Origin of the sequence: Pantoea sp. C2G6, assembly GCF_051336815.1 — a bacterium.
Classification (GTDB): domain Bacteria; phylum Pseudomonadota; class Gammaproteobacteria; order Enterobacterales; family Enterobacteriaceae; genus Pantoea.
The window spans coordinates 469,328-491,717 of sequence record NZ_JBGMNJ010000002.1; the positions used below are offsets into that span (position 1 = coordinate 469,328).

General features: G+C 56.0%; 19 protein-coding genes and 1 other RNA gene. 13 read left to right on the plus strand and 7 right to left on the minus strand.

All coding sequences use genetic code 11. The features are described 5' to 3' along the window. Window positions 1-25: 25 nt before the first annotated feature. Both ACCW71_RS05565 and metK read right to left on the minus strand, forming a co-directional pair. On the minus strand, window positions 26-1,423 hold the full coding sequence (locus ACCW71_RS05565) for a sugar porter family MFS transporter (protein ID WP_436370082.1): 1,398 nt from the start codon (window positions 1,421-1,423) through the stop codon (window positions 26-28). Window positions 1,424-1,876: 453 nt separating this feature from the next. After that, complete coding sequence (gene metK, locus ACCW71_RS05570) at window positions 1,877-3,028, minus strand: methionine adenosyltransferase (protein WP_436370083.1); 1,152 nt, start codon at window positions 3,026-3,028, stop codon at window positions 1,877-1,879. Window positions 3,029-3,872: 844 nt separating this feature from the next. Between metK and speA the strand changes: the two genes are divergently transcribed. The 3 genes from speA (at window position 3,873) to ACCW71_RS05585 (ending at window position 7,530) form a co-directional block, all read left to right on the plus strand. Continuing rightward, window positions 3,873-5,852 carry a biosynthetic arginine decarboxylase gene (gene speA, locus ACCW71_RS05575; RefSeq protein WP_436370084.1) on the plus strand — a complete coding sequence of 660 codons (1,980 nt, stop codon included), beginning with the start codon at window positions 3,873-3,875 and terminating at the stop codon, window positions 5,850-5,852. Between the two features lie 171 nt (window positions 5,853-6,023). Further along, window positions 6,024-6,944 carry an agmatinase gene (gene speB, locus ACCW71_RS05580; protein ID WP_436370085.1) on the plus strand — a complete coding sequence of 307 codons (921 nt, stop codon included), beginning with the start codon at window positions 6,024-6,026 and terminating at the stop codon, window positions 6,942-6,944. A 181-nt stretch (window positions 6,945-7,125) separates the two neighbouring features. After that, on the plus strand, window positions 7,126-7,530 hold the full coding sequence (locus ACCW71_RS05585; protein ID WP_436370086.1) for a YidB family protein: 405 nt from the start codon (window positions 7,126-7,128) through the stop codon (window positions 7,528-7,530). Between the two features lie 71 nt (window positions 7,531-7,601). On the opposite strand, the gene ACCW71_RS05590 is transcribed toward ACCW71_RS05585, so the two are convergent. Next, window positions 7,602-8,360 carry a M48 family metallopeptidase gene (locus ACCW71_RS05590; RefSeq protein ID WP_436370087.1) on the minus strand — a complete coding sequence of 253 codons (759 nt, stop codon included), beginning with the start codon at window positions 8,358-8,360 and terminating at the stop codon, window positions 7,602-7,604. A gap of 271 nt (window positions 8,361-8,631) precedes the next feature. Here ACCW71_RS05590 and tkt point away from each other — a divergent pair, with 271 nt between their 5' ends. The 7 genes from tkt to ACCW71_RS05625 all read left to right on the plus strand — a co-directional run bounded on the left by tkt (window position 8,632) and on the right by ACCW71_RS05625 (window position 17,036). Next, complete coding sequence (gene tkt / locus ACCW71_RS05595; RefSeq protein WP_436370088.1) at window positions 8,632-10,626, plus strand: transketolase; 1,995 nt, start codon at window positions 8,632-8,634, stop codon at window positions 10,624-10,626. A 297-nt stretch (window positions 10,627-10,923) separates the two neighbouring features. After that, the gene (epd, locus tag ACCW71_RS05600) at window positions 10,924-11,943 is read left to right on the plus strand and encodes an erythrose-4-phosphate dehydrogenase (protein WP_436370089.1); all 1,020 of its coding nucleotides are present in this window, start codon (window positions 10,924-10,926) and stop codon (window positions 11,941-11,943) included. 51 nt (window positions 11,944-11,994) lie between these two features. Then, on the plus strand, window positions 11,995-13,158 hold the full coding sequence (pgk, locus tag ACCW71_RS05605; RefSeq protein ID WP_436370090.1) for a phosphoglycerate kinase: 1,164 nt from the start codon (window positions 11,995-11,997) through the stop codon (window positions 13,156-13,158). Between the two features lie 106 nt (window positions 13,159-13,264). Continuing rightward, a complete protein-coding gene (gene fbaA / locus ACCW71_RS05610; RefSeq protein ID WP_436370091.1) occupies window positions 13,265-14,344 on the plus strand; it encodes a class II fructose-bisphosphate aldolase in 1,080 nt (359 codons plus the stop codon). Window positions 14,345-14,536: 192 nt separating this feature from the next. Beyond that, window positions 14,537-15,415 carry a small-conductance mechanosensitive channel MscS gene (gene mscS, locus ACCW71_RS05615; RefSeq protein ID WP_436370092.1) on the plus strand — a complete coding sequence of 293 codons (879 nt, stop codon included), beginning with the start codon at window positions 14,537-14,539 and terminating at the stop codon, window positions 15,413-15,415. Between the two features lie 130 nt (window positions 15,416-15,545). Next, window positions 15,546-16,169: an arginine exporter ArgO gene (gene argO / locus ACCW71_RS05620; protein WP_436370093.1), complete on the plus strand. Its 624-nt coding sequence runs from the start codon at window positions 15,546-15,548 to the stop codon at window positions 16,167-16,169. A 144-nt stretch (window positions 16,170-16,313) separates the two neighbouring features. Continuing rightward, complete coding sequence (locus ACCW71_RS05625) at window positions 16,314-17,036, plus strand: oxidative stress defense protein (protein WP_436370094.1); 723 nt, start codon at window positions 16,314-16,316, stop codon at window positions 17,034-17,036. A gap of 32 nt (window positions 17,037-17,068) precedes the next feature. Here the strand turns inward: ACCW71_RS05625 and ACCW71_RS05630 are convergent, their stop codons facing one another. Continuing rightward, complete coding sequence (locus ACCW71_RS05630) at window positions 17,069-17,974, minus strand: LysR family transcriptional regulator ArgP (protein WP_436370095.1); 906 nt, start codon at window positions 17,972-17,974, stop codon at window positions 17,069-17,071. Window positions 17,975-18,154: 180 nt separating this feature from the next. On the opposite strand from ACCW71_RS05630, the gene rpiA reads away from it, so the two are divergent. Then, window positions 18,155-18,814 (plus strand): ribose-5-phosphate isomerase RpiA, encoded by a 660-nt coding sequence (gene rpiA, locus ACCW71_RS05635; RefSeq protein ID WP_436370096.1) that lies wholly within the window; start codon window positions 18,155-18,157, stop codon window positions 18,812-18,814. Between the two features lie 279 nt (window positions 18,815-19,093). Continuing rightward, window positions 19,094-20,332 (plus strand): phosphoglycerate dehydrogenase, encoded by a 1,239-nt coding sequence (gene serA, locus ACCW71_RS05640; RefSeq protein WP_436370097.1) that lies wholly within the window; start codon window positions 19,094-19,096, stop codon window positions 20,330-20,332. Between the two features lie 68 nt (window positions 20,333-20,400). Here the strand turns inward: serA and ACCW71_RS05645 are convergent, their stop codons facing one another. The 3 genes from ACCW71_RS05645 to zapA all read right to left on the minus strand — a co-directional run bounded on the left by ACCW71_RS05645 (window position 20,401) and on the right by zapA (window position 21,633). Next, window positions 20,401-20,994 carry a 5-formyltetrahydrofolate cyclo-ligase gene (locus ACCW71_RS05645; protein WP_436370098.1) on the minus strand — a complete coding sequence of 198 codons (594 nt, stop codon included), beginning with the start codon at window positions 20,992-20,994 and terminating at the stop codon, window positions 20,401-20,403. Between the two features lie 86 nt (window positions 20,995-21,080). Then, a non-coding RNA gene (gene ssrS / locus ACCW71_RS05650) (6S RNA) lies at window positions 21,081-21,264 on the minus strand. 39 nt (window positions 21,265-21,303) lie between these two features. Then, on the minus strand, window positions 21,304-21,633 hold the full coding sequence (gene zapA / locus ACCW71_RS05655) for a cell division protein ZapA (RefSeq protein ID WP_436370099.1): 330 nt from the start codon (window positions 21,631-21,633) through the stop codon (window positions 21,304-21,306). Window positions 21,634-21,803: 170 nt separating this feature from the next. On the opposite strand from zapA, the gene ACCW71_RS05660 reads away from it, so the two are divergent. Next, a complete protein-coding gene (locus ACCW71_RS05660) occupies window positions 21,804-22,382 on the plus strand; it encodes a YecA family protein (protein ID WP_436370100.1) in 579 nt (192 codons plus the stop codon). Window positions 22,383-22,390 lie beyond the last annotated feature (8 nt).

Consider the following 22,390-nt stretch of genomic DNA (forward strand, 5'->3'; position numbering starts at 1 on the left):
CCGCCGTTTTTTTTATCGCTCTGCGTTAGTCGCGTGAACCGATGTCGCGCAGTTTTTTACCAGCCATCAGATTACGTTCGATGTGCTCCAGTGAGACGTTTTTGGTCTCCGGGATCAGCATCAGCGTCAGCAGAATAAAGAACAGGTTAAGCGCCGCGTAGACCCAGAAGGTGTTGGCGTTGCCCAGCGTGTTCAGCATGGTCAGGAAGGTTGCCCCGACAATCATGTTGGCGATCCAGTTGGTGGTGGTGGAGACGGTGATACCGAAGTCGCGGCCTTTCAGCGGCTGAATTTCGGAACAGAGTACCCAGATCAACGGACCGGCTGACATCGCAAAACCGATGATAAACATCAGCAGCATACCCACCGCGAAGTACTGTGCGCCCTGCGAATGGATGCCGAAATGCAGCATGGTACCCAGTACGCCCATACCGGCCGCCATCACCATAAAGCCCAGAATCAGGGTAGGTTTACGGCCCCAGCGATCCACCAGACCAATGGCGATAAAGGTGGCCAGCACGTTAACCAGACCCACAATCACCGTACCCCACATCTGCTGGGTGGTATTGGCGAAGCCCGCGATTTCAAAGATTTTTGGCGCGTAGTACATGATGACGTTCATGCCGGTAAACTGCTGCATCACCTGCAACAGGATGCCGAGGTAGACCGCACGACGGAAGTGGCTGCTGCTGGTGAACAGACCCCAGCCAGACTGTTTGATCTTCAGACTTTCACGGATCTCATCCAGCTCACGTTTCGCCTGCTCACTGGTGTCACGCAGACGATCCAGCACCCGTTGTGCATCGCGGAAGTTTCCTCGCGCCGCCAGCCAGCGCGGGCTGTTAGGCAGGAAGAAGACGCCGACCAGCAGCAGTAAGGCGGGGATGGTGATGATGCCCAGCATCCAGCGCCAGTTGCCGGTAAAGCTGAAAGCAGTATCGGAGAGATACGCGCCCAGAATACCGATGGTGATCATCAGCTGATAAAGCGAAATCATACTGCCGCGAATCTTTTCTGGTGCAATTTCAGAAAGATAGAGCGGAGCGGTATAAGAGGCGATACCCACCGCCAGGCCCAGCAGAACGCGGGCGCTGATCAGCATTTCCGGGTTAGGCGACATGGCTGACCAGAGAGAGCCGATGACGAATAAAATCGCGCCGGCCATCAGGCTTTTTTTACGGCCGAGGCGGGATGACATCCAGCCGCTGCCGATAGCCCCGACCGCGGCACCAAACATCATGGAGCTGACGATCCACTCCTGCTGATGTGCGGTGACGTTAAAGTCTTTTGCGATAAATGGCAGAGCACCGGCGATTACCCCGATGTCCAGACCGAACAGCAGACCCGCAAGGGCCGCCAGAAAGCAGACAAATAAGGTCATCGCCTTATTTGAGGTTCTGCTTTTGTGTGTATTGCCAGGCATTGTAGCCTCCAGGTTTATCCATCGTTGTTTTTATCAATGTTAAGAAACTCTTTGCGCGAAAAAAGTGAAACCGATCACATCGGTGTAATCGTTTACACACGCTGAAACCCTGAAATTCAGCATTTTTTACCCGGAAAGGTTAATTAACCAGTGAGGTATAGCACTCATTAAGTTTCTGACAATGCTCTGTTTATTGGCTATCAGACGACGCTGAAAATAACGCATTTTCAGCAGAATAACTACGTGGCGTAAATCCTAAATAGAAGATAAACAAAGCGTTTCCATTTGTAATCGTTAACATATGGCCGTCAGAAAAGGCGCAAGGAAGTGTAGCTGAGATCAGAAAATTTGCCGCAGGCGGGGCAGGGATCGGCGGATTTGCGCTTCAGAGGCGGGGTTCAGGCATAAAAAAACCCTGCCGCAGCGGCAGGGTTCTGATTGCGGACGCTAACCTTACAGGCCAGCCGCTTCGCGCAGCAGTGCCGCTTTGTCGGTTTTTTCCCATGGGAAATGTTCGCGACCAAAGTGACCGTAAGCGGCGGTCTCTTTGTAGATCGGGTGCAGCAGGTCGAGCATCTGAATCAGACCGTAAGGGCGCAGATCGAAGAACTCACGCACCAGCAGGGTCAGCTGTTCAGTGGAGACTTTCTCGGTGCCAAAGGTTTCCACCATGATGGAGGTCGGTTCTGCCACGCCGATGGCGTAAGAGACCTGAATTTCACAACGGTCAGCCAGACCGGCCGCAACGATATTCTTCGCCACGTAGCGCGCCGCATAGGCTGCTGAACGGTCAACTTTAGACGGATCTTTACCTGAGAAAGCACCGCCGCCATGACGCGCCATGCCGCCGTAGGTATCGACGATGATTTTACGGCCGGTCAGACCGCAGTCGCCCATCGGGCCGCCGATCACAAAGCGACCGGTTGGGTTGATGTGATATTTGGTGGAGGCGTTCAGCCACTCGGCAGGCAGCACCGGCTTGATGATCTCTTCCATCACCGCTTCCTGCAAATCTTTCTGGCTGATGGACTCAGCGTGCTGAGTCGACAGCACGACTGCGTCGATGCCGACGATTTTGCCATCGTCATACTGGAAAGTGACCTGGCTCTTGGCATCAGGACGCAGCCACGGCAGCGTGCCGTTTTTACGCACTTCAGCCTGACGCTGTACCAGACGGTGCGCGTAGGTAACGGGCGCAGGCATCAGCACATCGGTTTCATTGGTGGCATAGCCGAACATCAGGCCCTGGTCGCCCGCGCCCTGTTCCAGTGGCTCGGTACGGTCAACGCCCTGATTAATATCCTGAGACTGTTTACCAATCGCGCTTAATACCGCGCAGGAGTTGGCGTCAAAGCCCATATCGGAATGAACATAGCCGATTTCACGTACGGTATTACGGGTGATCTCTTCAATATCGACCCAGGCGCTGGTGGTGATTTCACCGCCAACCAGCACCATACCGGTTTTAACGTAAGTTTCGCAGGCCACGCGCGCTTTAGGATCCTGTTCAAGGATGGCATCAAGCACGGCATCGGAGATCTGGTCGGCGATTTTATCAGGATGTCCTTCTGATACGGACTCGGACGTAAAAAGGTGTTTAGCCATTCTGTTCTTTACCTTACATATGATTTGAAGACGACTGCATAGCGCAAGTGAGTGCAGGCTGACTTAACGCCGGTTCAGGCAAAGCTGCGAGCAGTGAGGTTGTGTCAGCACTAGCGGCCAACACCGCCTGGATATTAACCTGTTTAGATGGAAAACCATCTGGACGGCTATTTTAGGATAGAGGCTGAACGAATTGCCAGCCCTTTTTCCGTTTCCGCACTTTATCTGCAAAGGTTATCGGCATAATTTCCTGACTCTGCACGCAATTATCCGATAATCTTTTTGCATTTTACCCCGCCAGACTGTATAAAACGCCGCTGCTTCGAGAGCAGCAAGGATGACGCCGCTGATGGCGTTGCGCCCGTCAGACTCTGGTCTGGCTTTCACCCAGGTTGTTTTCCATATGCCCCTGGCATGTGTGGAGGTGATACGAGTAATGAACCACGTTTTTTCGCTTCCCGGTTCTCTGCGCTGCGGCGCTGCGCTGGCTGTCCCCTGCCTCCCATCTGTTTCTCTTTCCTGTCGGCAATATGTTCGATGCGGTAATTTTACCGACACAGGCGCCGGTTAACCTGTACCACTATCCTTACGGTTTTGTCTCTTTGCTGCGCGCGCGCAGCGGAACGACACACGTTATCTATGGTCCTCTTATTACAGATCTGTTAAATGCTCGCTGTTTCAACGGATATGGCCAGGGTGTTTTACACTTAACTCATGCGTGAATCGCGCTGACGACGACGTCAGCTGAACAGGACATTGCGTTTAATGTGGCAACAGGTTTTCAGATTAGTAGCCGTAAAGCCGGTTAACAGTTCTATCTTTCAACGGAAAATTGAGGTTCGCGATGTCTGACGACATGAAGAATATCAAAGGTTCGTCAGCTGGCGAACAGGGTGCACTCCGCTCCATGCAGGAGGTTGCAATGAACGATCAGGATGCGAGCAAAATGTTGCGTACCTACAACATCGCCTGGTGGGGTAACAACTATTACGACGTGAACGAACTGGGTCATATCAGCGTCTGTCCCGACCCGGATCGCCCGGAGGTGCGCGTTGATTTAGCCCGGCTGGTTAAAGAGCGCGAAGCGCAGGGCCAGCGTCTGCCCGCCCTGTTCTGTTTCCCGCAGATCCTGCAACACCGTCTGCGCTCAATTAACGCGGCGTTTAAACGGGCGCGTGAATCTTACGGTTACAAAGGCGACTACTTCCTGGTCTATCCGATTAAAGTTAACCAGCACAAACGGGTGATCGAATCGCTGATCCACTCCGGCGAACCGCTGGGACTGGAAGCGGGCTCGAAAGCGGAGCTGATGGCGGTGCTGGCCCATGCCGGCCAGACCCGTTCGGTGATCGTCTGTAACGGCTACAAAGACCGCGAATATATCCGTCTGGCGCTGATTGGCGAGAAGATGGGCCATAAGGTCTATCTGGTGCTGGAGAAGATGACGGAAGTGCGGCTGGTGCTGGAAGAGGCGGAGCGTCTGAATGTGGTGCCGCGTCTCGGCATCCGTGCGCGTCTCGCCTCACAGGGCTCCGGCAAATGGCAGTCAAGCGGTGGCGAAAAGTCGAAGTTTGGCCTGTCAGCCACGCAGGTGCTGAAGCTGGTTGAGATCATGCGTGAAGCGGGCCGCATCGACAGCCTGCAACTGCTGCATTTCCATCTCGGTTCACAGATGGCGAACATCCGCGACATCGCTACCGGGGTGCGTGAGTCGGCGCGCTTCTATGTGGAGCTGGCGAAGCTGGGCGTCAACATCAAATGTTTCGACGTCGGCGGCGGTCTGGGCGTCGATTACGAGGGAACGCGCTCGCAGTCTGACTGCTCGGTAAACTACGGTCTCAACGAGTACGCCAATAACGTGATCTGGGCGATTGGCGACGCCTGTGATGAGCATGGTCTGGAGCATCCGACGGTGATCACCGAATCGGGTCGCGCCGTGACCGCGCACCACACCGTGCTGGTCTCTAACATTATTGGCGTTGAGCGTAATGAGTTCAGCAAGCCGGAAGCGCCGGAGATGGCTGACGCGCCGCGCCCGATCCTCAGCATGTGGGAAACCTGGCAGGAGATGCATGAGCCGGACACCCGCCGTTCGCTGCGCGAATGGCTGCACGACAGCCAGATGGATCTGTTTGATATTCACACCGGCTACTCGTCAGGGATTTACGATCTCAAGCAGCGCGCCTGGGCTGAGCAGCTCTATCTGAGCATCTGCCACTATATTCAGCAGCATCTCGATCCCAGCAACCGCGCGCACCGTCCAATCATCGACGAATTGCAGGAGCGGATGGCGGATAAGATCTACGTTAACTTCTCACTGTTCCAGTCGATGCCGGATGCATGGGGTATCGATCAGCTGTTCCCGGTGCTGCCGCTGGAAGGGCTGAACAAGAAGCCGGAGCGCCGCGCGGTGCTGCTCGATATTACCTGTGACTCCGATGGCACCATCGATCACTACGTGGATGGCGACGGCATCGCCACCACCATGCCGATGCCGGAATATGACGTGGATAACCCACCGATGCTCGGCTTCTTTATGGTCGGTGCCTATCAGGAGATCCTCGGCAACATGCACAACCTGTTCGGGGATACCGAGGCGGTGGATGTTTACGCCTTCGAAAATGGCGATGTCGAAGTGCAGCTCTCCGATGAAGGCGACACCGTGGCGGACATGCTGCGCTACGTACAGCTTGATCCCAACGAGCTGATGGCGCTGTTCCGTAACCAGGTGCAGTCCTCCGATCTGGATGAGGAGCTGCGGGCGCAGTTCCTGGAAGAGTTCGAGAGCGGCCTCTATGGTTACACCTATTTAGAAGATGAGTAATCGATGCTGACGACCGGTAATCGGAGATTGCAGTTGCCGTTAATTCTGTCGATAATCTGACACACTCAATCCCTTCCTCGTCGGGCCTAACGACGCGGCGGGGATTTTTTATATCTATACCTTCATGACTGGCGGGCCTGGCCCGACTTACGCATTCAGAGAGAGCAATTTATGTATAACACCCTTGGCCATCAGTACGACAACTCACTGGTTTCCAACGCCTTTGGTTTCATGCGTTTTCCGCTGAATTTCCAGCCTTACGACAGCGACGCAGAATGGGTTATCACCGGCGTTCCGTTTGACGCCGCCACCTCGGGTCGTCCGGGCAGCCGTCTGGGGCCGGGCGCGATCCGCCAGATCTCCACCAATCTTGCCTGGGAAGGCTGCCGCTGGCCGTGGGATTTCGATCTGCGCCAGCGTCTGAACGTCGTCGACTGCGGTGACCTGGTTTACGCCTTTGGCGACTCGCAGGATCTCTCCGACAAGTTACAGGCCCATGCTGAAAAACTGCTGGCCAACGGCAAGCGCATGATGACCTTCGGCGGCGACCACTACGTGACGCTGCCGCTGCTGCGCGCCCATGCCAAACACTTCGGTAAAATGGCGCTGGTCCATTTTGATGCGCATACCGACACCTACTCCAACGGTCCGACCTTCGACCACGGCACCATGTTCTTCACCGCGCCGAAAGAGGGACTGATCGATCCCAACCATTCGGTGCAGATCGGTATCCGTACCGAATTCGATAAGAGCCTGGGATTCAACGTGCTGGATGCGGCGCAGGTTAATGATCGCAGCGTCGACGATATTCTGGCCGAAGTGAAGCGCACCGTCGGCGATCTGCCGGTCTATCTGACCTTTGACATCGACTGTCTGGACCCGGCTCATGCGCCTGGCACCGGTACGCCGGTGATTGGCGGCCTGACCACGGACAAAGCCACCAAGCTGATCCGCGGTTTGCAGGGGATGAACATCGTCGGGATGGATCTGGTGGAAGTCGCGCCGGGTTACGATCATGCCGATCTCACTGCACTGGCCGCCGCCACGCTGGCGCTGGATATGCTGCATGTGCAGGCCGTGAACAAAGGCTGATACGCCAGAGCCTGCCGGGTTGACCTGGCGGGCTCTGTACCCTTCGCAGCACGCTTCTTCTCCTTCCTGTTATTCCGCTCTCCTTTCTGCCCGCCCGAGTCCTGACGCGGCTTGCGCCAGGCGTGATAGCCCATCAGCAGCTAAACTTGTTCACATCGATTTTTAGTGTGGAGGTAATCACATGGGCTTTCTTGATGAACTGGTGGGATCGTTACAGGGCAGTGAAGGGCATCCGCCCGGCCAGTTGCAGGCGGTCTGGCACTGGGTGCAGGAGCAGGGCGGTATTGAGGTGCTGCTGCAAAAATTTCAGCAGGGCGGGTTAGGGGAGCTGTTTGCCTCCTGGATAGGCACCGGTCATAACCAGCCGATTGCCCATGATGAGATCCAGTCGGCGTTTGGTCAGGCGGAGTTGCAGTCACTGGCGGATAAGCTGGGGACGGATGTGCATGGCGCGGCGGGCACGCTGGCAACTATTCTGCCGCAGCTAATCGATAAATTATCACCGCAGGGACAGATGGATGAGGCGTCGCTGCATGAGAATAAGCTCGACCTGGGTTCGATGGTCGATCAGATATTTAAGCGCTGATTTACGCCTCCGCTGCCGCGGGAGCGCGTAACCGGAGCACGCACCGTCACGGCGGGCGTGCTCCGCGTTAACTATTTCTTCGCGTCGGCAGCAATCCGCTCACGGATATGCTGGGCGCGGGCTTCCGAGGCGGGATGCGAGTCAAACATCGAGCTCTGACGGCCCTGTTCCAGCTTCGCCAGTTTCTCGAAACTGTCCACCAGACCCATCGGGTCGATGTTGCGCTTCTTCATCAGGTCGTAAGAGTAGTCATCAGCCTGGGACTCCTGGGTCTGTGAGAACTGTGCGTTGACCAGTTTTTCACCCAGCTCACCCAGCTGTGACTGCGACAGCGAACCAATCACGCCGCCAACCGAGGCCGCCGCGGTGCGAGCCGCGGTGGTGGCATAGGCCAGCTGCATCGCTTTACGGGTATGGCCCAGCGCAACGTGGCCCATCTCGTGGCCCAGCACGCCTTCCACTTCATTGTCGTTCATCATATCCATCAGGCCGCTGTAAACGCGGATACAGCCGTTGGCCATCGCCCAGGCGTTGACATCTTTGGTCAGATAAACTTTGTAGTTGGCGGGAACACCATTGATGTTGTCGCCCAGCGCGGCGGCGATTTTATTCAGGCGCTGCTGATAGTCGCTGCTGGCCGGTGCAATCTGGTTCTCTTTATCCATCTGCTCACAGGATTGATCGCTCAGCTGCTTCACCTGATCGTCGCTCAGGGTGTAAGCCTGATACGCCTGCGCGCCCGATTGCATCAGCGCATTATTGTCCAAACCCTGACAGCCGCTGAGCAGCGTCGCCAGTCCAAGAGCTAACACCGTTTTCTGGATTTTCATTCCATTTCCCATTCATAACAAGGTAAGAAAAACAAACACCTGAAACTCTGTCAGATGATTAAACGATTTGGTTATAGCGCGCCACCCACTACTTTGCTAGCAGAGTTGGCCGGAAAAGCCATACGAAGCGGTTACATTTAGCGTTTTACAGCATGTACTTTTGCCATGATTTTCATGTACATTGATGGGCAACTTTTTCCTTGTTTTGCCCGGTAACTCATTAATAACAATAAGTTAAGGCGCGAAGCATTAATCCGACCTGGAGTAGAAAATGCCCTCTCGTAAAGAGCTTGCCAACGCCATTCGTGCGTTAAGTATGGACGCAGTACAAAAAGCCAAATCGGGACATCCGGGTGCCCCGATGGGCATGGCGGACATCGCCGAAGTACTGTGGCGCGGCTATCTGAACCACAACCCGACGAACCCGCTGTGGGCCGACCGCGACCGCTTTGTGCTGTCGAACGGCCACGGCTCCATGCTGATCTACAGCCTGCTGCACCTCACCGGCTACGATCTGCCGATGAGCGAGCTGAAAAACTTCCGTCAGCTGCATTCGAAAACGCCAGGTCACCCGGAGTATGGCTACACCGCCGGCGTGGAAACCACCACCGGTCCGCTGGGGCAGGGCATCGCTAACGCGGTCGGCTTCGCCATCGCCGAGCGCACCCTGGCGGCACAGTTCAACCGTCCGGGTCATGAGATCGTAGACCACAACACCTATGTCTTCATGGGCGATGGCTGCATGATGGAAGGGATCTCGCACGAAGTCTGCTCGCTGGCCGGTACCCTGAAGCTGGGCAAGCTGGTGGCGTTCTATGATGACAACGGCATCTCCATCGACGGCCACATTGACGGCTGGTTCACCGACGACACCGCGAAGCGCTTTGAAGCCTACGGCTGGCACGTGGTGCGCGGCGTGGACGGTCACGACGCTGACGCGATCGCTAAAGCGATCGACGAGGCGAAAGCGGTCAGCGATAAGCCTTCCCTGCTGATGTGCAAAACCGTCATCGGCTTTGGTTCACCGAACAAAGCGGGCACCCACGACTCGCACGGCGCACCGCTGGGCGATGACGAAGTGGCGCTGACCCGTAAACAGCTGGGCTGGAACCACGCACCCTTTGAGATCCCGTCTGAAATCTACGCTGAGTGGGACGCGAAGGAAGCGGGCCAGGCGAAAGAGTCGGCATGGGATAAGAAATTCGCCGCCTATGCGCAGGCGCATCCTGAACTGGCCGCCGAGTTTAAACGTCGCGTCAGCGGCGGGCTGCCTGCGAACTGGCAGCAGGAGTCGCAGAAGTTCGTTGAGCAGTTGCAGGCCAGCCCGGCCAAAATCGCCAGCCGTAAAGCCTCGCAGAACGCCATCGAAGCCTTTGGTAAACTGCTGCCGGAGTACCTGGGCGGCTCGGCCGACCTGGCCCCGAGCAACCTGACCCTCTGGTCCGGCTCTAAGCCCATTAACGAAGACGCGGCGGGCAACTATATCCACTACGGCGTGCGTGAGTTCGGCATGACCGCCATCGCCAACGGCCTGGCGCTGCACGGCGGCTTCCTGCCTTACACCGCCACCTTCCTGATGTTCGTTGAGTACGCGCGTAACGCGGCGCGTATGGCGGCGCTGATGAAGATCCGTCAGATTATGGTCTACACCCACGACTCTATCGGCCTGGGCGAAGATGGCCCGACGCATCAGCCGGTTGAGCAGATGGCGAGCCTGCGCACCACGCCGAACATGAGCCTGTGGCGTCCGTGCGACCAGGTGGAATCGGCGGTGGCGTGGAAATATGCCATCGAGCGTCAGGATGGCCCGACGGCGCTGATCTTTTCCCGTCAGAACCTGGCGCAGCAGGAGCGCAGTGCCGCCCAGCTGGCTGACGTGGCGCGCGGCGGCTACGTGCTGAAAGATTGCGACGGCACCCCGGAGCTGATCCTGATCGCTACCGGTTCAGAAGTGGAACTGGCGGTCGGTGCCTGGGATAAGCTGACCAGCGAAGGCCGCAAAGTGCGCGTGGTCTCTATGCCGTCAACGGATGCCTTTGATAAGCAGAGCGATGCCTACCGTGAGTCCGTGCTGCCGAAAGCGGTCAGCGCGCGCGTGGCTATCGAAGCGGGCATCGCGGATTACTGGTTCAAGTATACCGGCCTGAACGGCGCGATCGTCGGCATGACCGGCTTCGGTGAATCCGCCCCGGCGGACCAGCTGTTTGAGATGTTTGGCTTCACCGTCGACAACGTGGTGGCAAAAGCGAAAGCGCTGCTGGCGTAAGCGGGCCTGCTGGTCTGGCACTAAACTTCGGGGGCGACGCTGTCGTCCCTGTTTTTTATTCCTGTAGTAATAACGCTCTTTTACTCAGATTTGTGACGCAGATCCAAATATAAGCAGTCGGATTGATCACAATCATTCCTGTTATTCCTTCCTTCTATTATTGTGGCTGAACCGTTTCAGTTGCCGGGCGACAGGCTCCGGTTTCGGACAATGCCGGGTAAGAATCTCCTGTACAAAATGCAGCGAAACGCTCAGGCTAACGGCACGTTTTTTTCAGTCTGACGTGGCAGGAGAGAAATGACGGTACGGGTAGCGATAAATGGTTTTGGCCGTATTGGACGCAATGTCCTGCGCGCGCTGTATGAAACGGGCAGACGTGCTGAGATCACCGTAGTCGCCATTAATGAACTGGCGGAAGCGACCGGTATGGCGCACCTGCTGAAATATGACACCAGCCATGGCCGTTTCGCGTTTAACGTGCGCCAGGAGCGCGATGTGATGTGGGTAGGGGACGATACCCTGCGCATTCTGCATCGGGCAGAGATTGCCGATTTGCCGTGGCGTGAACTGGGTGTGGATGTGGTGCTGGACTGCACCGGCGTCTATGGCTCGCGCGCCGATGGCGAAGCGCATTTGCAGGCGGGCGCGAAGAAAGTGCTGTTCTCCCATCCCGGCGGCAACGATCTCGACGCCACCGTGGTATTTGGGGTTAATCAGCAGGAGCTGAGCGCCAGCGACCGCATCGTTTCCAACGCCTCCTGCACCACCAACTGTATTATCCCGGTGATTAAACTGCTGGATGATGCGTTTGGCATCGAATCCGGCACCGTTACCACGATCCACTCCGCGATGCACGATCAGCAGGTGATCGACGCTTATCACAGCGATCTGCGCCGTACCCGCGCCGCCAGCCAGTCGATCATCCCGGTGGATACCCGGCTGGCCGCAGGCATCACCCGCATTTTTCCGAAATTCAACGATCGGTTTGAGGCGATAGCCGTTCGCGTGCCAACGATTAACGTCACGGCCATCGATCTCAGCGTTTCCGTGCGTCAGGCGGTAAAGGCGTGTGAAGTCAACACCCTGTTGCAAAGCGCGGCAGAGGGGGCATTTCGTGGTATAGTTGACTATACGGAATTACCGTTAGTCTCAGTAGATTTTAACCATGATCCGCACAGTGCCATTGTGGACGGCACCCAAACGCGGGTCAGCGGTCAACACCTTATCAAGACCCTGGTCTGGTGTGACAACGAATGGGGCTTTGCTAACCGAATGCTCGACACGACGTTAGCGATGGCCGCAAGCGGTTTCAGGTAAGACGCGGTCTGCGTCTGGCAAAACTTATGAGAATCAACGAGAGGGTTCACCATGTCTGTAATTAAGATGACCGATCTGGATCTGGCTGGCAAACGCGTTCTGATCCGTGCCGATCTCAACGTGCCGGTTAAAGAAGGTAAAGTGACGTCTGACGCACGTATCCGTGCTTCCCTGCCTACCATTGAAGCCGCGTTGAAACAGGGCGCGAAAGTAATGGTTACCTCTCACCTGGGTCGTCCGACCGAAGGTGAATATAACGAAGAGTTCTCGCTGCTGCCGGTAGTTAACTACCTGAAAGAGAAGCTGAGCGGTACAACCGTAACCCTGGCAAAAGATTACCTCGACGGCGTGGAAGTGGGCGCAGGCGAGCTGGTGGTGCTGGAAAACGTTCGCTTTAACAAAGGCGAAAAGAAAGATGACGAAGCGCTCTCCAAAAAATACGCCGCCCTGTGTGACGTGTTTGTGATGGACGCCTTTGGTACCGCGCACCGCGCGCAGGCTTCAACCCACGGCGTTGGCAAATTTGCGCCTATCGCCTGTGCCGGTCCGCTGCTGTCAGCAGAGCTGGAAGCCCTGGGCAAAGTGATGAGCAACCCGGAGCGTCCGCTGGTGGCTGTGGTGGGCGGTTCTAAAGTCTCCACCAAATTTGACGTACTGCAATCGCTGGTCAAAATCGCGGACACCGTGATTGTCGGTGGCGGCATCGCCAACACCTTTGTTGCCATCGACAACAACGTCGGCAAGTCACTCTATGAGCCAGACTTCGTTGAAGCGGCGAAAGGTTTGCGCGATCAGTATGGTATTCCGGTGCCAACCGACTCCCGTGTCGGCACGGAATTCTCTGAAACTGCGCCAGCAACCGTGAAAAAGGTTTCTGAAGTCGCGGATAACGAAGAGATTATGGACTTCGGTGATGAAACCGCGCAGGCGATGGCTGCCATTCTGAAGAATGCGAAAACCATTCTGTGGAACGGTCCGGTTGGCGTATTCGAGTTCCCGAACTTCCGTAAAGGCACGGAAATCGTGGCGAACGCGATCGCTGACAGCGAAGCCTTCTCGGTTGCTGGCGGCGGCGATACCTTAGCGGCTATCGACCTGTTTGGCATCGAAGACAAAATTTCCTACATTTCTACCGGTGGTGGCGCGTTCCTGGAGTTCGTGGAAGGCAAAAAACTGCCTGCCGTTGCCATGCTGGAAGAGCGTGCGAAGCAGTAATCCTTTGGGGGCGATGCCCAGCGGCATCGCCTGAAGTCTTGCCCGGTCTGGGCGTTTAAATCGCGGTCCCCACAGGGGATCAACGGTCACGAAACAGGACACAATCATGTCTAAAATTTTTGATTTCGTTAAACCCGGCGTTGTCACTGGTGATGACGTACAGAAGATCTTCAAAGTTGCAAAAGAGAACAAGTTTGCACTGCCAGCAGTAAACTGCGTCGGGACCGACTCTATCAATGCGGTACTGGAAGCGGCGGCCAAAGTTAAGGCTCCGGTTATCGTCCAGTTCTCCAACGGCGGCGCGGCGTTTATCGCCGGTAAAGGCTTCAAAACTGACAAACCTCAGGGCGCGGCGATTTTCGGTGCTATCGCGGGTGCACACCATGTTCACCTGATGGCTGAACAGTATGGCGTGCCGGTTATCCTGCACACTGACCACTGCGCTAAGAAACTGCTGCCGTGGATCGACGGTCTGCTGGACGCCGGTGAAGAGCATTTCAAAAAAACCGGTAAGCCGCTGTTCTCTTCTCACATGATCGACCTGTCAGAAGAGTCACTGGAAGAGAACATCGAAATCAGCAGCAAATATCTGGCGCGCATGGCGAAAATCGACATGACGCTGGAGATCGAACTGGGCTGCACCGGTGGTGAAGAAGATGGTGTGGATAACAGCCACATGGACGCATCTGCACTCTACACCCAGCCAGAAGATGTGAACTACGCTTACGAAAAACTGAATGCCATCAGCCCGCGTTTCACTATTGCGGCCTCATTCGGTAACGTGCACGGCGTTTATAAGCCAGGTAACGTTAAACTGACCCCAACCATCCTGCGTGATTCACAGAAATATGTGTGTGAAAAACATGGCCTGCCGCACAACGCGCTGGACTTCGTTTTCCACGGTGGTTCAGGTTCTTCCGCAGCAGAAATCGAAGAGTCTATCAGCTACGGCGTGATCAAGATGAACATCGATACCGATACCCAATGGGCGACCTGGGACGGCATCCTGCAATACTACAAAAAGAACGAAGGCTACCTGCAATCGCAGCTGGGTAACCCGGAAGGCGCTGACAAGCCAAACAAAAAATATTACGACCCACGTGTCTGGCTGCGTTCTGCCCAGGCCTCTATGGTGGTGCGTCTGGAGCAGGCTTTCAAAGAGCTTAACGCTGTCGACGTGCTGTAACTGAAGCTACGTTACCGTACAAAAAAGGCCCGAAAGGGCCTTTTTTTATGCATCTGTCGCGGAAAATCCCCCTTAAACCACCCGCTGTTTGGCGCTTCAAACAATAATTGATTACCCTTTAGCACGGAGTGTCGGATTACATCTGGCAATTTTGGTCTATTCCCGGCGGGAATCTAACAACAGGGCTTATGAATGGAAGAGTTAAACGTCGTCGACGGCTTAAATAACGCAGGCAGCTGGCTGGTGCGTAATCAGGCGCTGATCCTGAGCTACGCCGTTAATATTGTTGCGGCTATCGCCATCATTATCGTCGGGATGATTATCGCCCGTATCATTTCTAACACCGTAAACCGTTTGCTGCGCGCCCGACACATTGACGCCACCGTGGCCGATTTTCTGTCGGCGCTGGTGCGCTATGGGGTGATTGCCTTTACCATTATCGCGGCGCTTGGCCGGATTGGGGTACAGACCGCCTCGGTGATCGCGGTGCTGGGTGCCGCCGGTCTGGCCGTGGGCCTGGCGTTGCAGGGCTCGCTCTCCAACCTGGCGGCTGGCGTGCTGCTGGTCACCTTCCGCCCGTTCCGTACCGGTGAGTTTGTCGACCTGGGCGGCGTCATGGGGACCGTACAGCAGGTGCAGATCTTCTCCACTACCCTGAAAACCGCTGATGGCAAAATCGTAGTGGTGCCAAACGGCAAGATTATCAGCGGCAACATCGTCAACTTCTCGCGTGAACCGATTCGCCGTAATGAGTTTATTATTGGCGTCGCCTATGAGGCTGATGTCGATGAAGTGATCGCCCTGCTGCAACAGGTGGTTGAAGCAGACAGCCGGGTGCTGAAAGAGATGGGAATTCAGATTGGCCTGAACGAACTGGCGGCCTCCTCGATGAACTTCGTGGTGCGTTGCTGGAGCAAAAGCAGCGATCTGCAAAATGTTTACTGGGATCTGCTGAAGAACTTCAAGCGGGCACTGGATGCCAAAGAGATCGGCATTCCTTATCCGCAGATGGATGTGCATCTGCATCAGAAATCGCAGCCTGAGACGGTCGATCCTCAGGTTCAGCGCTAATCCTTGTTCCCTCATGGGCGACCCGCGTCGCCCATTCATTTTGCTAATCGCAGATTAATTTTTTCAATTTCCGCTAATCCTCCGCGCTCCTTATACTTCTCCTCCTCTACCGATGTGAGGAAATCATCCCATGTTATCTCTCTACTTTCAGGGGCTTGCCCTTGGGGCCGCGCTGATCCTGCCGCTGGGGCCACAGAACGCCTTCGTGATGAATCAGGGAGTAAAGCGTCAGTACCACCTGATGACGGCGGCGCTCTGCTCGCTAAGCGATATTCTGCTGATTTGCGGCGGCGTCTTTGGCGGTAGCGCCCTGCTGAGCCAGTCTCCGCTGCTGCTGATGCTGATCACCTGGGCGGGCGTCGCCTTTCTGCTGTGGTATGGCTGGGGCGCGCTGCGTAGCGCCTGGCGCGGCGATGTGGATTTAACCGACGGCCAGCCGTTGAAGCAGAGCAGGGGACGGATTATCGCCACGCTGCTGGCGGTAACCTGGCTCAATCCGCACGTCTATCTCGACACCTTTGTGGTGCTGGGCAGTCTTGGCGGCCAGCTACCCACCACCACGGCGCGTCAGTGGTTTGCCCTCGGCACCATCAGCGCTTCGGTGCTGTGGTTTTTCGGTCTTGCTCTGCTGGCGGCCTGGCTCTCACCGCGTCTGCGTACCGCCAGAGCACAGCGCATTATCAACCTGCTGGTGGGGGCGGTAATGTGGTTTATCGCGCTGCAACTGGCGCGCCAGGGCATTGCCGGTTTCTGACGAGAGTGCGACCAGGCTGCGGTTATTGCCGCGCGGCGGCCGAACTTTTGCCATAATGACCACTCAAAGCATGGCGCATAGCGATGCGCTGCTGGGCTTCGCCGGTTGGAAGCCGTCATAGTGACCTTTTCAAGGAGGACTTTCATGAAACTGAAAGCATTGGCTCTGGCCGCAATTATGAGCGCAGGGGCATTGCCCGGCGTACAAGCTGATGAGTTACCGAACGGGCCGCACGTGGTGACATCAGGCAAGGCGACGGTTGATGCGCGTCCCGATATTGCTACGCTCTCAATCGTGGTGAACGTGTCGTCAAAAGATGCCGCGGATGCGAAAAAGCAGGCCGATGACCGGGTTGCGCAATATTTCGATTTCCTGCAAAAAAACGGCATTGAGAAGAAAGATATTGATGCGGCAAATCTGAGCACCCAGCCAGAGTACGATTATACCAAAGAGGGCAAATCGGTACTGAAAGGCTATCGGGCGGTGCGTCAGGTGCAGGTGACTCTGCGTCAGCTGGATAAACTGAATGACCTGCTGGATGGCGCGCTGAAGTCAGGTCTGAACGAGGTGCGCAGCGTTGAGTTAGGCGTGGCAAACCCGGAAAGCTATAAAGAGCAGGCGCGTAAGGCCGCGATTAAAAATGCGATTCAGCAGGCCTCGCAGCTGGCTGAGGGCTTTAACGCGAAGCTGGGATCGATCTACAGCATCCGTTATCAGGTCGCCAACTATCAGCCGATGCCGATGAACCGCATGTTTAAGGCCTCCGCTGCCCCGGAGACTTCGGCACAGGAAACCTACGATCAGCAGAGCATTAACTTTGACGATCAGGTTGATGTGGTGTTTGAGCTGAAACCCGCGACGCCATAAAGCAAAACGGGGCGCAGGCCCCGTTTTTATTTTCAGGCTGCGACCTCATCCTGACGCAGAACCCGATGACCATGCGCAATCAGCGCGTCGGTCACCCGCCGCATCAGCCGGCTCTCCGGCGCAAAACGGTGCCAGTAAAGCATCCGGCGCTGGCAGAGGCCCGGCGTTAAATCGATCAGCTCACCGCTCGCCAGTTCACGCTCAATCTGCAAGTGCGGGATCATGCAGCAGGTCGAACCCTGTCGCGCCATCTGCACAAAGGCTTCAGAAGAGTTCACGATATGGCAGGGCACGCTGCCAGGTGAGAGATCAAAATTCTGTTGCAGGAACGCCTGATGCATATCATCAAGGTGGTCAAAGGCCACCGCAGGCGCTTTCAGCAGGGCAGAGCGGGTGACGCCGTTGGGGAAAAAGCGATCGGCGAAGTCGCGCGACGCCACAAACAGATAGTCGAGCGCGCCGAGCTGATCCACCAGACAGCTTGGCAGCGGCTGAGGCTGAATACTCACCGCTCCCACCACTTCACCGCGCCGCAGACGTTCCTGGGTGCGGGTCTCATCTTCAACCTGTAAATTCAGGCGCACCGGCGAATCAGCCAGCACATCCTTGAGCGCCGGCAGCAGCCAGGTCGCCAGACTGTCGGCGTTAACCGCCAGCGAGAGCAGCAGCGGGGTGGTGCCGCTGTTCTCATCGCCCAGCCACTCCTCCTCCAGCAACTCCACCTGATGCAGCAACGCCAGCAGTTTCTGACCCTGTTCGGTCGGACGCGGCGGCACGGTGCGCACCAGCAGCGGCTGACCAAACAGGTTCTCCAGCTGCTTAATACGCTGTGAAACCGCCGACTGGGTGATACACAATTTTTGTGCGGCACGTTCAAATCCGCGTTCACGAATCACTGAATCCAGCGCCTGAAGCGTTCGATAATCCGGGCGTTTCATTGTTCTTCTCTCTCCTTCAGGGTGGACGTTACTATGCCACAAAAGTGTCACCGCGGAGGGCACTCCTTTTTTGTGGGCTGGCTTCCAAAGCGATAAATCGATGACGGTCAGCCGCGCATTTTCAGCGGGCCTTGTTTTATACTACGCGCACTTCGTTGTCGCACAGGTTTTAAACATACCATGACCCAGGATGAACTGAAAAAAGCCGTTGGCTGGGCTGCACTCGATTATGTGCAACCTGGAACCGTTGTTGGCGTGGGCACCGGATCGACCGCTGCTCACTTTATCGATGCGCTTGCCACGGTCAGGCACAAGATTGAGGGAACAGTCTCCAGCTCGGATGCGTCAACCCAGAAGCTGAAAAGCCTGGGCATTCAGGTGTTCGATCTTAACGAGATTGATGAGCTGTCGATCTATGTTGATGGTGCGGATGAGATCAACCCGCAGATGCAGATGATCAAAGGCGGCGGCGCGGCGCTGACGCGCGAGAAGATTGTGGCGGCGGTGGCGCAGACCTTTATCTGTATCGCAGACGCCTCAAAAGAGGTCGACGTGCTGGGACGTTTCCCGCTGCCGGTTGAGGTGATCCCGATGGCGCGCAGTTATGTGGCGCGTGAGCTGGTCAAAATGGGCGGCCTGCCTGAGTATCGTCAGAATGTGGTCACGGATAACGGCAACGTCATCCTGGATGTCTACAACCTGCGAATTCTCGATCCCATTGAGCTGGAAAAAACCATTAACGCCTTGCCGGGCGTGGTCACCGTCGGTCTGTTTGCGGCACGCGGTGCCGATATTGCCCTGATTGGCGGACCGGATGGGGTTAAAACCATCAAAAAATGATCTGTCCGGCGTCGCCCGGACGCCGGTTATTTTTACCTGCAAATCATCTTTTCTCCGCGGGGTGAAATTTGGTGACTTATGTCACATAAGCGTCATCCACCTCCGGTTCGTTCTTCCATCATCACCGACCTCATGATTTTGTCCGGCAATGTGCGGTTGCCAGGCTGTGGCGTGCTGGCAGCCGGGCAATCGTTTGTATTGCCCGACGCGAATTTTTTGATATTTTGACAGAAGGCTGGCTTATGGTACTCCTCATTGAATGCTGAATAGGATTGGGAAATGGCAAAGGTATCACTGGAAAAAGATAAGATTAAGTTCCTGCTGGTGGAAGGTGTCCATCAGAGCGCGCTGGAGAACCTGCGGGCTGCGGGCTACACCAACATCGAATTCCACAAAGGCGCGCTGGACTCCGATGCGTTAAAAGCATCGATCCGCGATGCCCACTTTATCGGTATCCGTTCCCGCTCCCAGCTCACTGAGGAGATTTTCGCGGCGGCTGAGAAGCTGGTCGCCGTTGGCTGTTTCTGTATCGGTACCAACCAGGTCGATCTCCAGGCGGCAGCGCGCCGCGGTATTCCGGTGTTCAACGCGCCGTTCTCGAATACCCGCTCGGTGGCGGAACTGGTGATTGGTGAGATGCTACTGATGCTGCGCGGCATCCCGGAAGCCAACGCCAAAGCACACCGCGGCATCTGGAACAAGAACGCCAAAGGCTCGTTTGAAGCGCGTGGTAAAAAACTCGGCATCATCGGTTATGGCCATATCGGGATGCAGCTGGGCGTGCTGGCAGAGAGCCTGGGGATGCATGTTTTCTTTTACGATATTGAAAACAAGCTGCCGCTGGGTAACGCCACCCAGGTTCGCCATCTGGCCGACCTGCTCAATATGAGCGACGTTGTCAGCCTGCACGTGCCGGAAACCGTGTCGACGCAGGATATGATCGGTGCGGAGCAGCTGGCGCAGATGAAGCCTGGCGCGCTACTGATTAACGCCTCGCGCGGTACGGTGGTGGATATTCCGGCATTGTGTGAGGCGCTGGCCAGCAAGCAGGTGGGCGGCGCGGCTATCGACGTCTTCCCGGTCGAGCCAGCCACCAACAGCGATCCCTTTATCTCTCCGCTGAGCGAGTTCGATAACGTGATCCTGACACCGCACATTGGCGGCTCGACGGAAGAAGCGCAGGAGAACATCGGTATTGAAGTGGCAGGCAAGCTGGCGAAATACTCCGATAACGGTTCAACACTCTCCGCGGTTAACTTCCCGGAAGTATCACTGCCGATCCATGGTGCCAGCGCCAGTCGTCTGCTGCACATCCACGAAAACCGTCCTGGCGTGCTGACCGCCATTAACCAGATTTTCGCCGAGCAGGGCATCAACATTGCCGCTCAGTATCTGCAAACCTCGCCGTTTATGGGCTATGTGGTTATCGACATTGATGCTGAGCCGGAAGTGGCTGACAAAGCCTTGCAGCTGATGAAGGCGATTCCGGGCACCATCCGCGCCCGCCTGCTTTACTAAGCGATATCTACCGCAGGTGGCGCTGATAGCACCCCCTGCGGTGGCTGCAAAGTCTCCGATCTGCTCTTCTACTCCCACTGCCAGAGTCTGGACGGCGTCAGTACCGCCGGCAAAGGCACATCCCACTCAGCCACCGGCAGGCTCTCCACCCGCTGACAATCATGCGCCAGACCCACCGGCAGAAAACCGTGCTGCCGCCAGTTATGCAGTGTGCGATCGTAGAAGCCACCGCCCATTCCCAGCCGTTGTCCCTGCTGATCAAAGGCCACCAGTGGCACCATCATCACATCCAGCTGATCCAGGGTGATCAATTGCCGGATGTCCAGCGGTGGCTCAGGAATACGCAGTTTATTGCGCACCAGTTGGGTGTCGGGAGAGTAGCGCAGGAACAGCAGATTACCGGGTGAGAAGGGGTGTAAAACCGGCAGAAAGATCGTTTTTTTCTGATGCCAGAGTCGGGCGATCAGCGGGCGGGTATTGAGTTCACCATCAACCGACAGAAACAGCGCGATGTTATCGGCCGCCGCCAGCGGGGCGTAATTGAGAGCGTGTTCAGCGAGTTGTTCTGCCGCCAGCGCCTGCTGCTCATCGGTTAAGGCCCGACGCAGATGGCGCACATGCTGGCGTATCGCCTGACGTTGTGTCATTGAAGGTTCAGACATGATTTCCCCGCCCGATAAGTCGCCTGGCAGCCACTATAACATGTCGATCAGGGGAAAAAAGCAGGACTACCAGAACTACAGGAAGGGAGATCTCCGAGATGCCGCCGTAGGCTGTAACCCTTGAACCCTTGGTTCAAGGTGAACATGCCGTCACAACCATCAGGCTTCTCGGACGAACCGAGCATGCTCACAGGTTGTGGAGCGTCACATTCTGTTTTTTTGAAATATCGGCTCAGGGGACTGGCCCACATGCAAACATCTCAGAGAAAATTTACCTCACCGTTACCGTGACAAAGTAACCATGAAGTTTTATTCGAACTTCGCACCCTCACGTTCAGAGATGCGACCCTGCTCAACCAGTGCCTGTTCAATCGTCTGCTGCAACATACGGATACGCTGTTCCATATTAGCAGCATAATCGCGCGTTTTCACTTTCTCTTGCGCCAGCTCATGGCAGACGTTTAACGCGGCGATGAACACCAGTTGTTCTGTATTTGTGACTCTAGTGCGAACTTTTAGATCTTGCAACCGTTGATTGAGATCTTCAGCCGCGTTATTGAGCGCATCTTGCTGCTCTGGCGGACAATTCACTCTCAACGAACGACCAAAAATTTGTAAATCTACCGGTTGTGCAGACATGCCACCTTCCTGACTGATTACTTCGCTCGCAACTCCCTTAGCAGTCAATGGCTTGGGAGGCGGGCAACTATATAGACCCACGAAATAAGATACAACCCCTTTTCTGGAAACCTTGAGGCAGCTAGTGGTAGCATAACACGAACTTATTCTGCCAACGACGATGAAAACTTATGTCCTTACAGAACGCAACCCCCGATTACAACGCGCTGGCGGCGGTGCTCTTACAGCAGGGCACAGGAATGACGCCCGCGGAAATGCATGGTCTGCTGAGCGGTATTCTCTGCGGCGGCAACCAGGACACCAGCTGGAAAACGCTGGTGCACGATCTGGCCAACGAAGGCATGGCGTTTTCACACTCGCTGTCGGTGCCGCTGGAGGCGCTGCACGAGCACACCGCGACCACGCTGGAGGATGAAGGTTTTCTGTTCCAGCTGCTGCTGCCCAGCGATGATGACATCACGGTTTTTGATCGTGCCGACGCGCTGGCTGGCTGGGTTAACCATTTTCTGCTCGGCCTGGGCGTAACACAGCCTAAACTGGATAAAGTCACCGGCGAAACCGGCGAGGCGATTGACGATCTCCGTACCATCGCGCAGCTCGGCTATGAGGAAGATGAAGACCAGGAGGAGCTGGAGCAGTCGCTGGAAGAGGTGATTGAGTATGTCCGTGTCGCGGCACTGCTCTGCCATGATACTTTCACCCGTCCGCAGCCCACCGCGCCTGAAGTGCAAAAACCGACGTTACACTAAACCTGACG

Excerpts from the sequence above, each read along its gene's own strand:
- ACCW71_RS05565 (WP_436370082.1), bottom strand. The coding sequence starts at position 1,423 with ATGCCTGGCAATACACACAAAAGCAGAACCTCAAATAAGGCGATGACC.
- metK (WP_436370083.1), bottom strand. The coding sequence starts at position 3,028 with ATGGCTAAACACCTTTTTACGTCCGAGTCCGTATCAGAAGGACATCCT.
- speA (WP_436370084.1), top strand. The coding sequence starts at position 3,873 with ATGTCTGACGACATGAAGAATATCAAAGGTTCGTCAGCTGGCGAACAG.
- speB (WP_436370085.1), top strand. The coding sequence starts at position 6,024 with ATGTATAACACCCTTGGCCATCAGTACGACAACTCACTGGTTTCCAAC.
- ACCW71_RS05585 (WP_436370086.1), top strand. The coding sequence starts at position 7,126 with ATGGGCTTTCTTGATGAACTGGTGGGATCGTTACAGGGCAGTGAAGGG.
- ACCW71_RS05590 (WP_436370087.1), bottom strand. The coding sequence starts at position 8,360 with ATGAAAATCCAGAAAACGGTGTTAGCTCTTGGACTGGCGACGCTGCTC.
- tkt (WP_436370088.1), top strand. The coding sequence starts at position 8,632 with ATGCCCTCTCGTAAAGAGCTTGCCAACGCCATTCGTGCGTTAAGTATG.
- epd (WP_436370089.1), top strand. The coding sequence starts at position 10,924 with ATGACGGTACGGGTAGCGATAAATGGTTTTGGCCGTATTGGACGCAAT.
- pgk (WP_436370090.1), top strand. The coding sequence starts at position 11,995 with ATGTCTGTAATTAAGATGACCGATCTGGATCTGGCTGGCAAACGCGTT.
- fbaA (WP_436370091.1), top strand. The coding sequence starts at position 13,265 with ATGTCTAAAATTTTTGATTTCGTTAAACCCGGCGTTGTCACTGGTGAT.
- mscS (WP_436370092.1), top strand. The coding sequence starts at position 14,537 with ATGGAAGAGTTAAACGTCGTCGACGGCTTAAATAACGCAGGCAGCTGG.
- argO (WP_436370093.1), top strand. The coding sequence starts at position 15,546 with ATGTTATCTCTCTACTTTCAGGGGCTTGCCCTTGGGGCCGCGCTGATC.
- ACCW71_RS05625 (WP_436370094.1), top strand. The coding sequence starts at position 16,314 with ATGAAACTGAAAGCATTGGCTCTGGCCGCAATTATGAGCGCAGGGGCA.
- ACCW71_RS05630 (WP_436370095.1), bottom strand. The coding sequence starts at position 17,974 with ATGAAACGCCCGGATTATCGAACGCTTCAGGCGCTGGATTCAGTGATT.
- rpiA (WP_436370096.1), top strand. The coding sequence starts at position 18,155 with ATGACCCAGGATGAACTGAAAAAAGCCGTTGGCTGGGCTGCACTCGAT.
- serA (WP_436370097.1), top strand. The coding sequence starts at position 19,094 with ATGGCAAAGGTATCACTGGAAAAAGATAAGATTAAGTTCCTGCTGGTG.
- ACCW71_RS05645 (WP_436370098.1), bottom strand. The coding sequence starts at position 20,994 with ATGTCTGAACCTTCAATGACACAACGTCAGGCGATACGCCAGCATGTG.
- zapA (WP_436370099.1), bottom strand. The coding sequence starts at position 21,633 with ATGTCTGCACAACCGGTAGATTTACAAATTTTTGGTCGTTCGTTGAGA.
- ACCW71_RS05660 (WP_436370100.1), top strand. The coding sequence starts at position 21,804 with ATGTCCTTACAGAACGCAACCCCCGATTACAACGCGCTGGCGGCGGTG.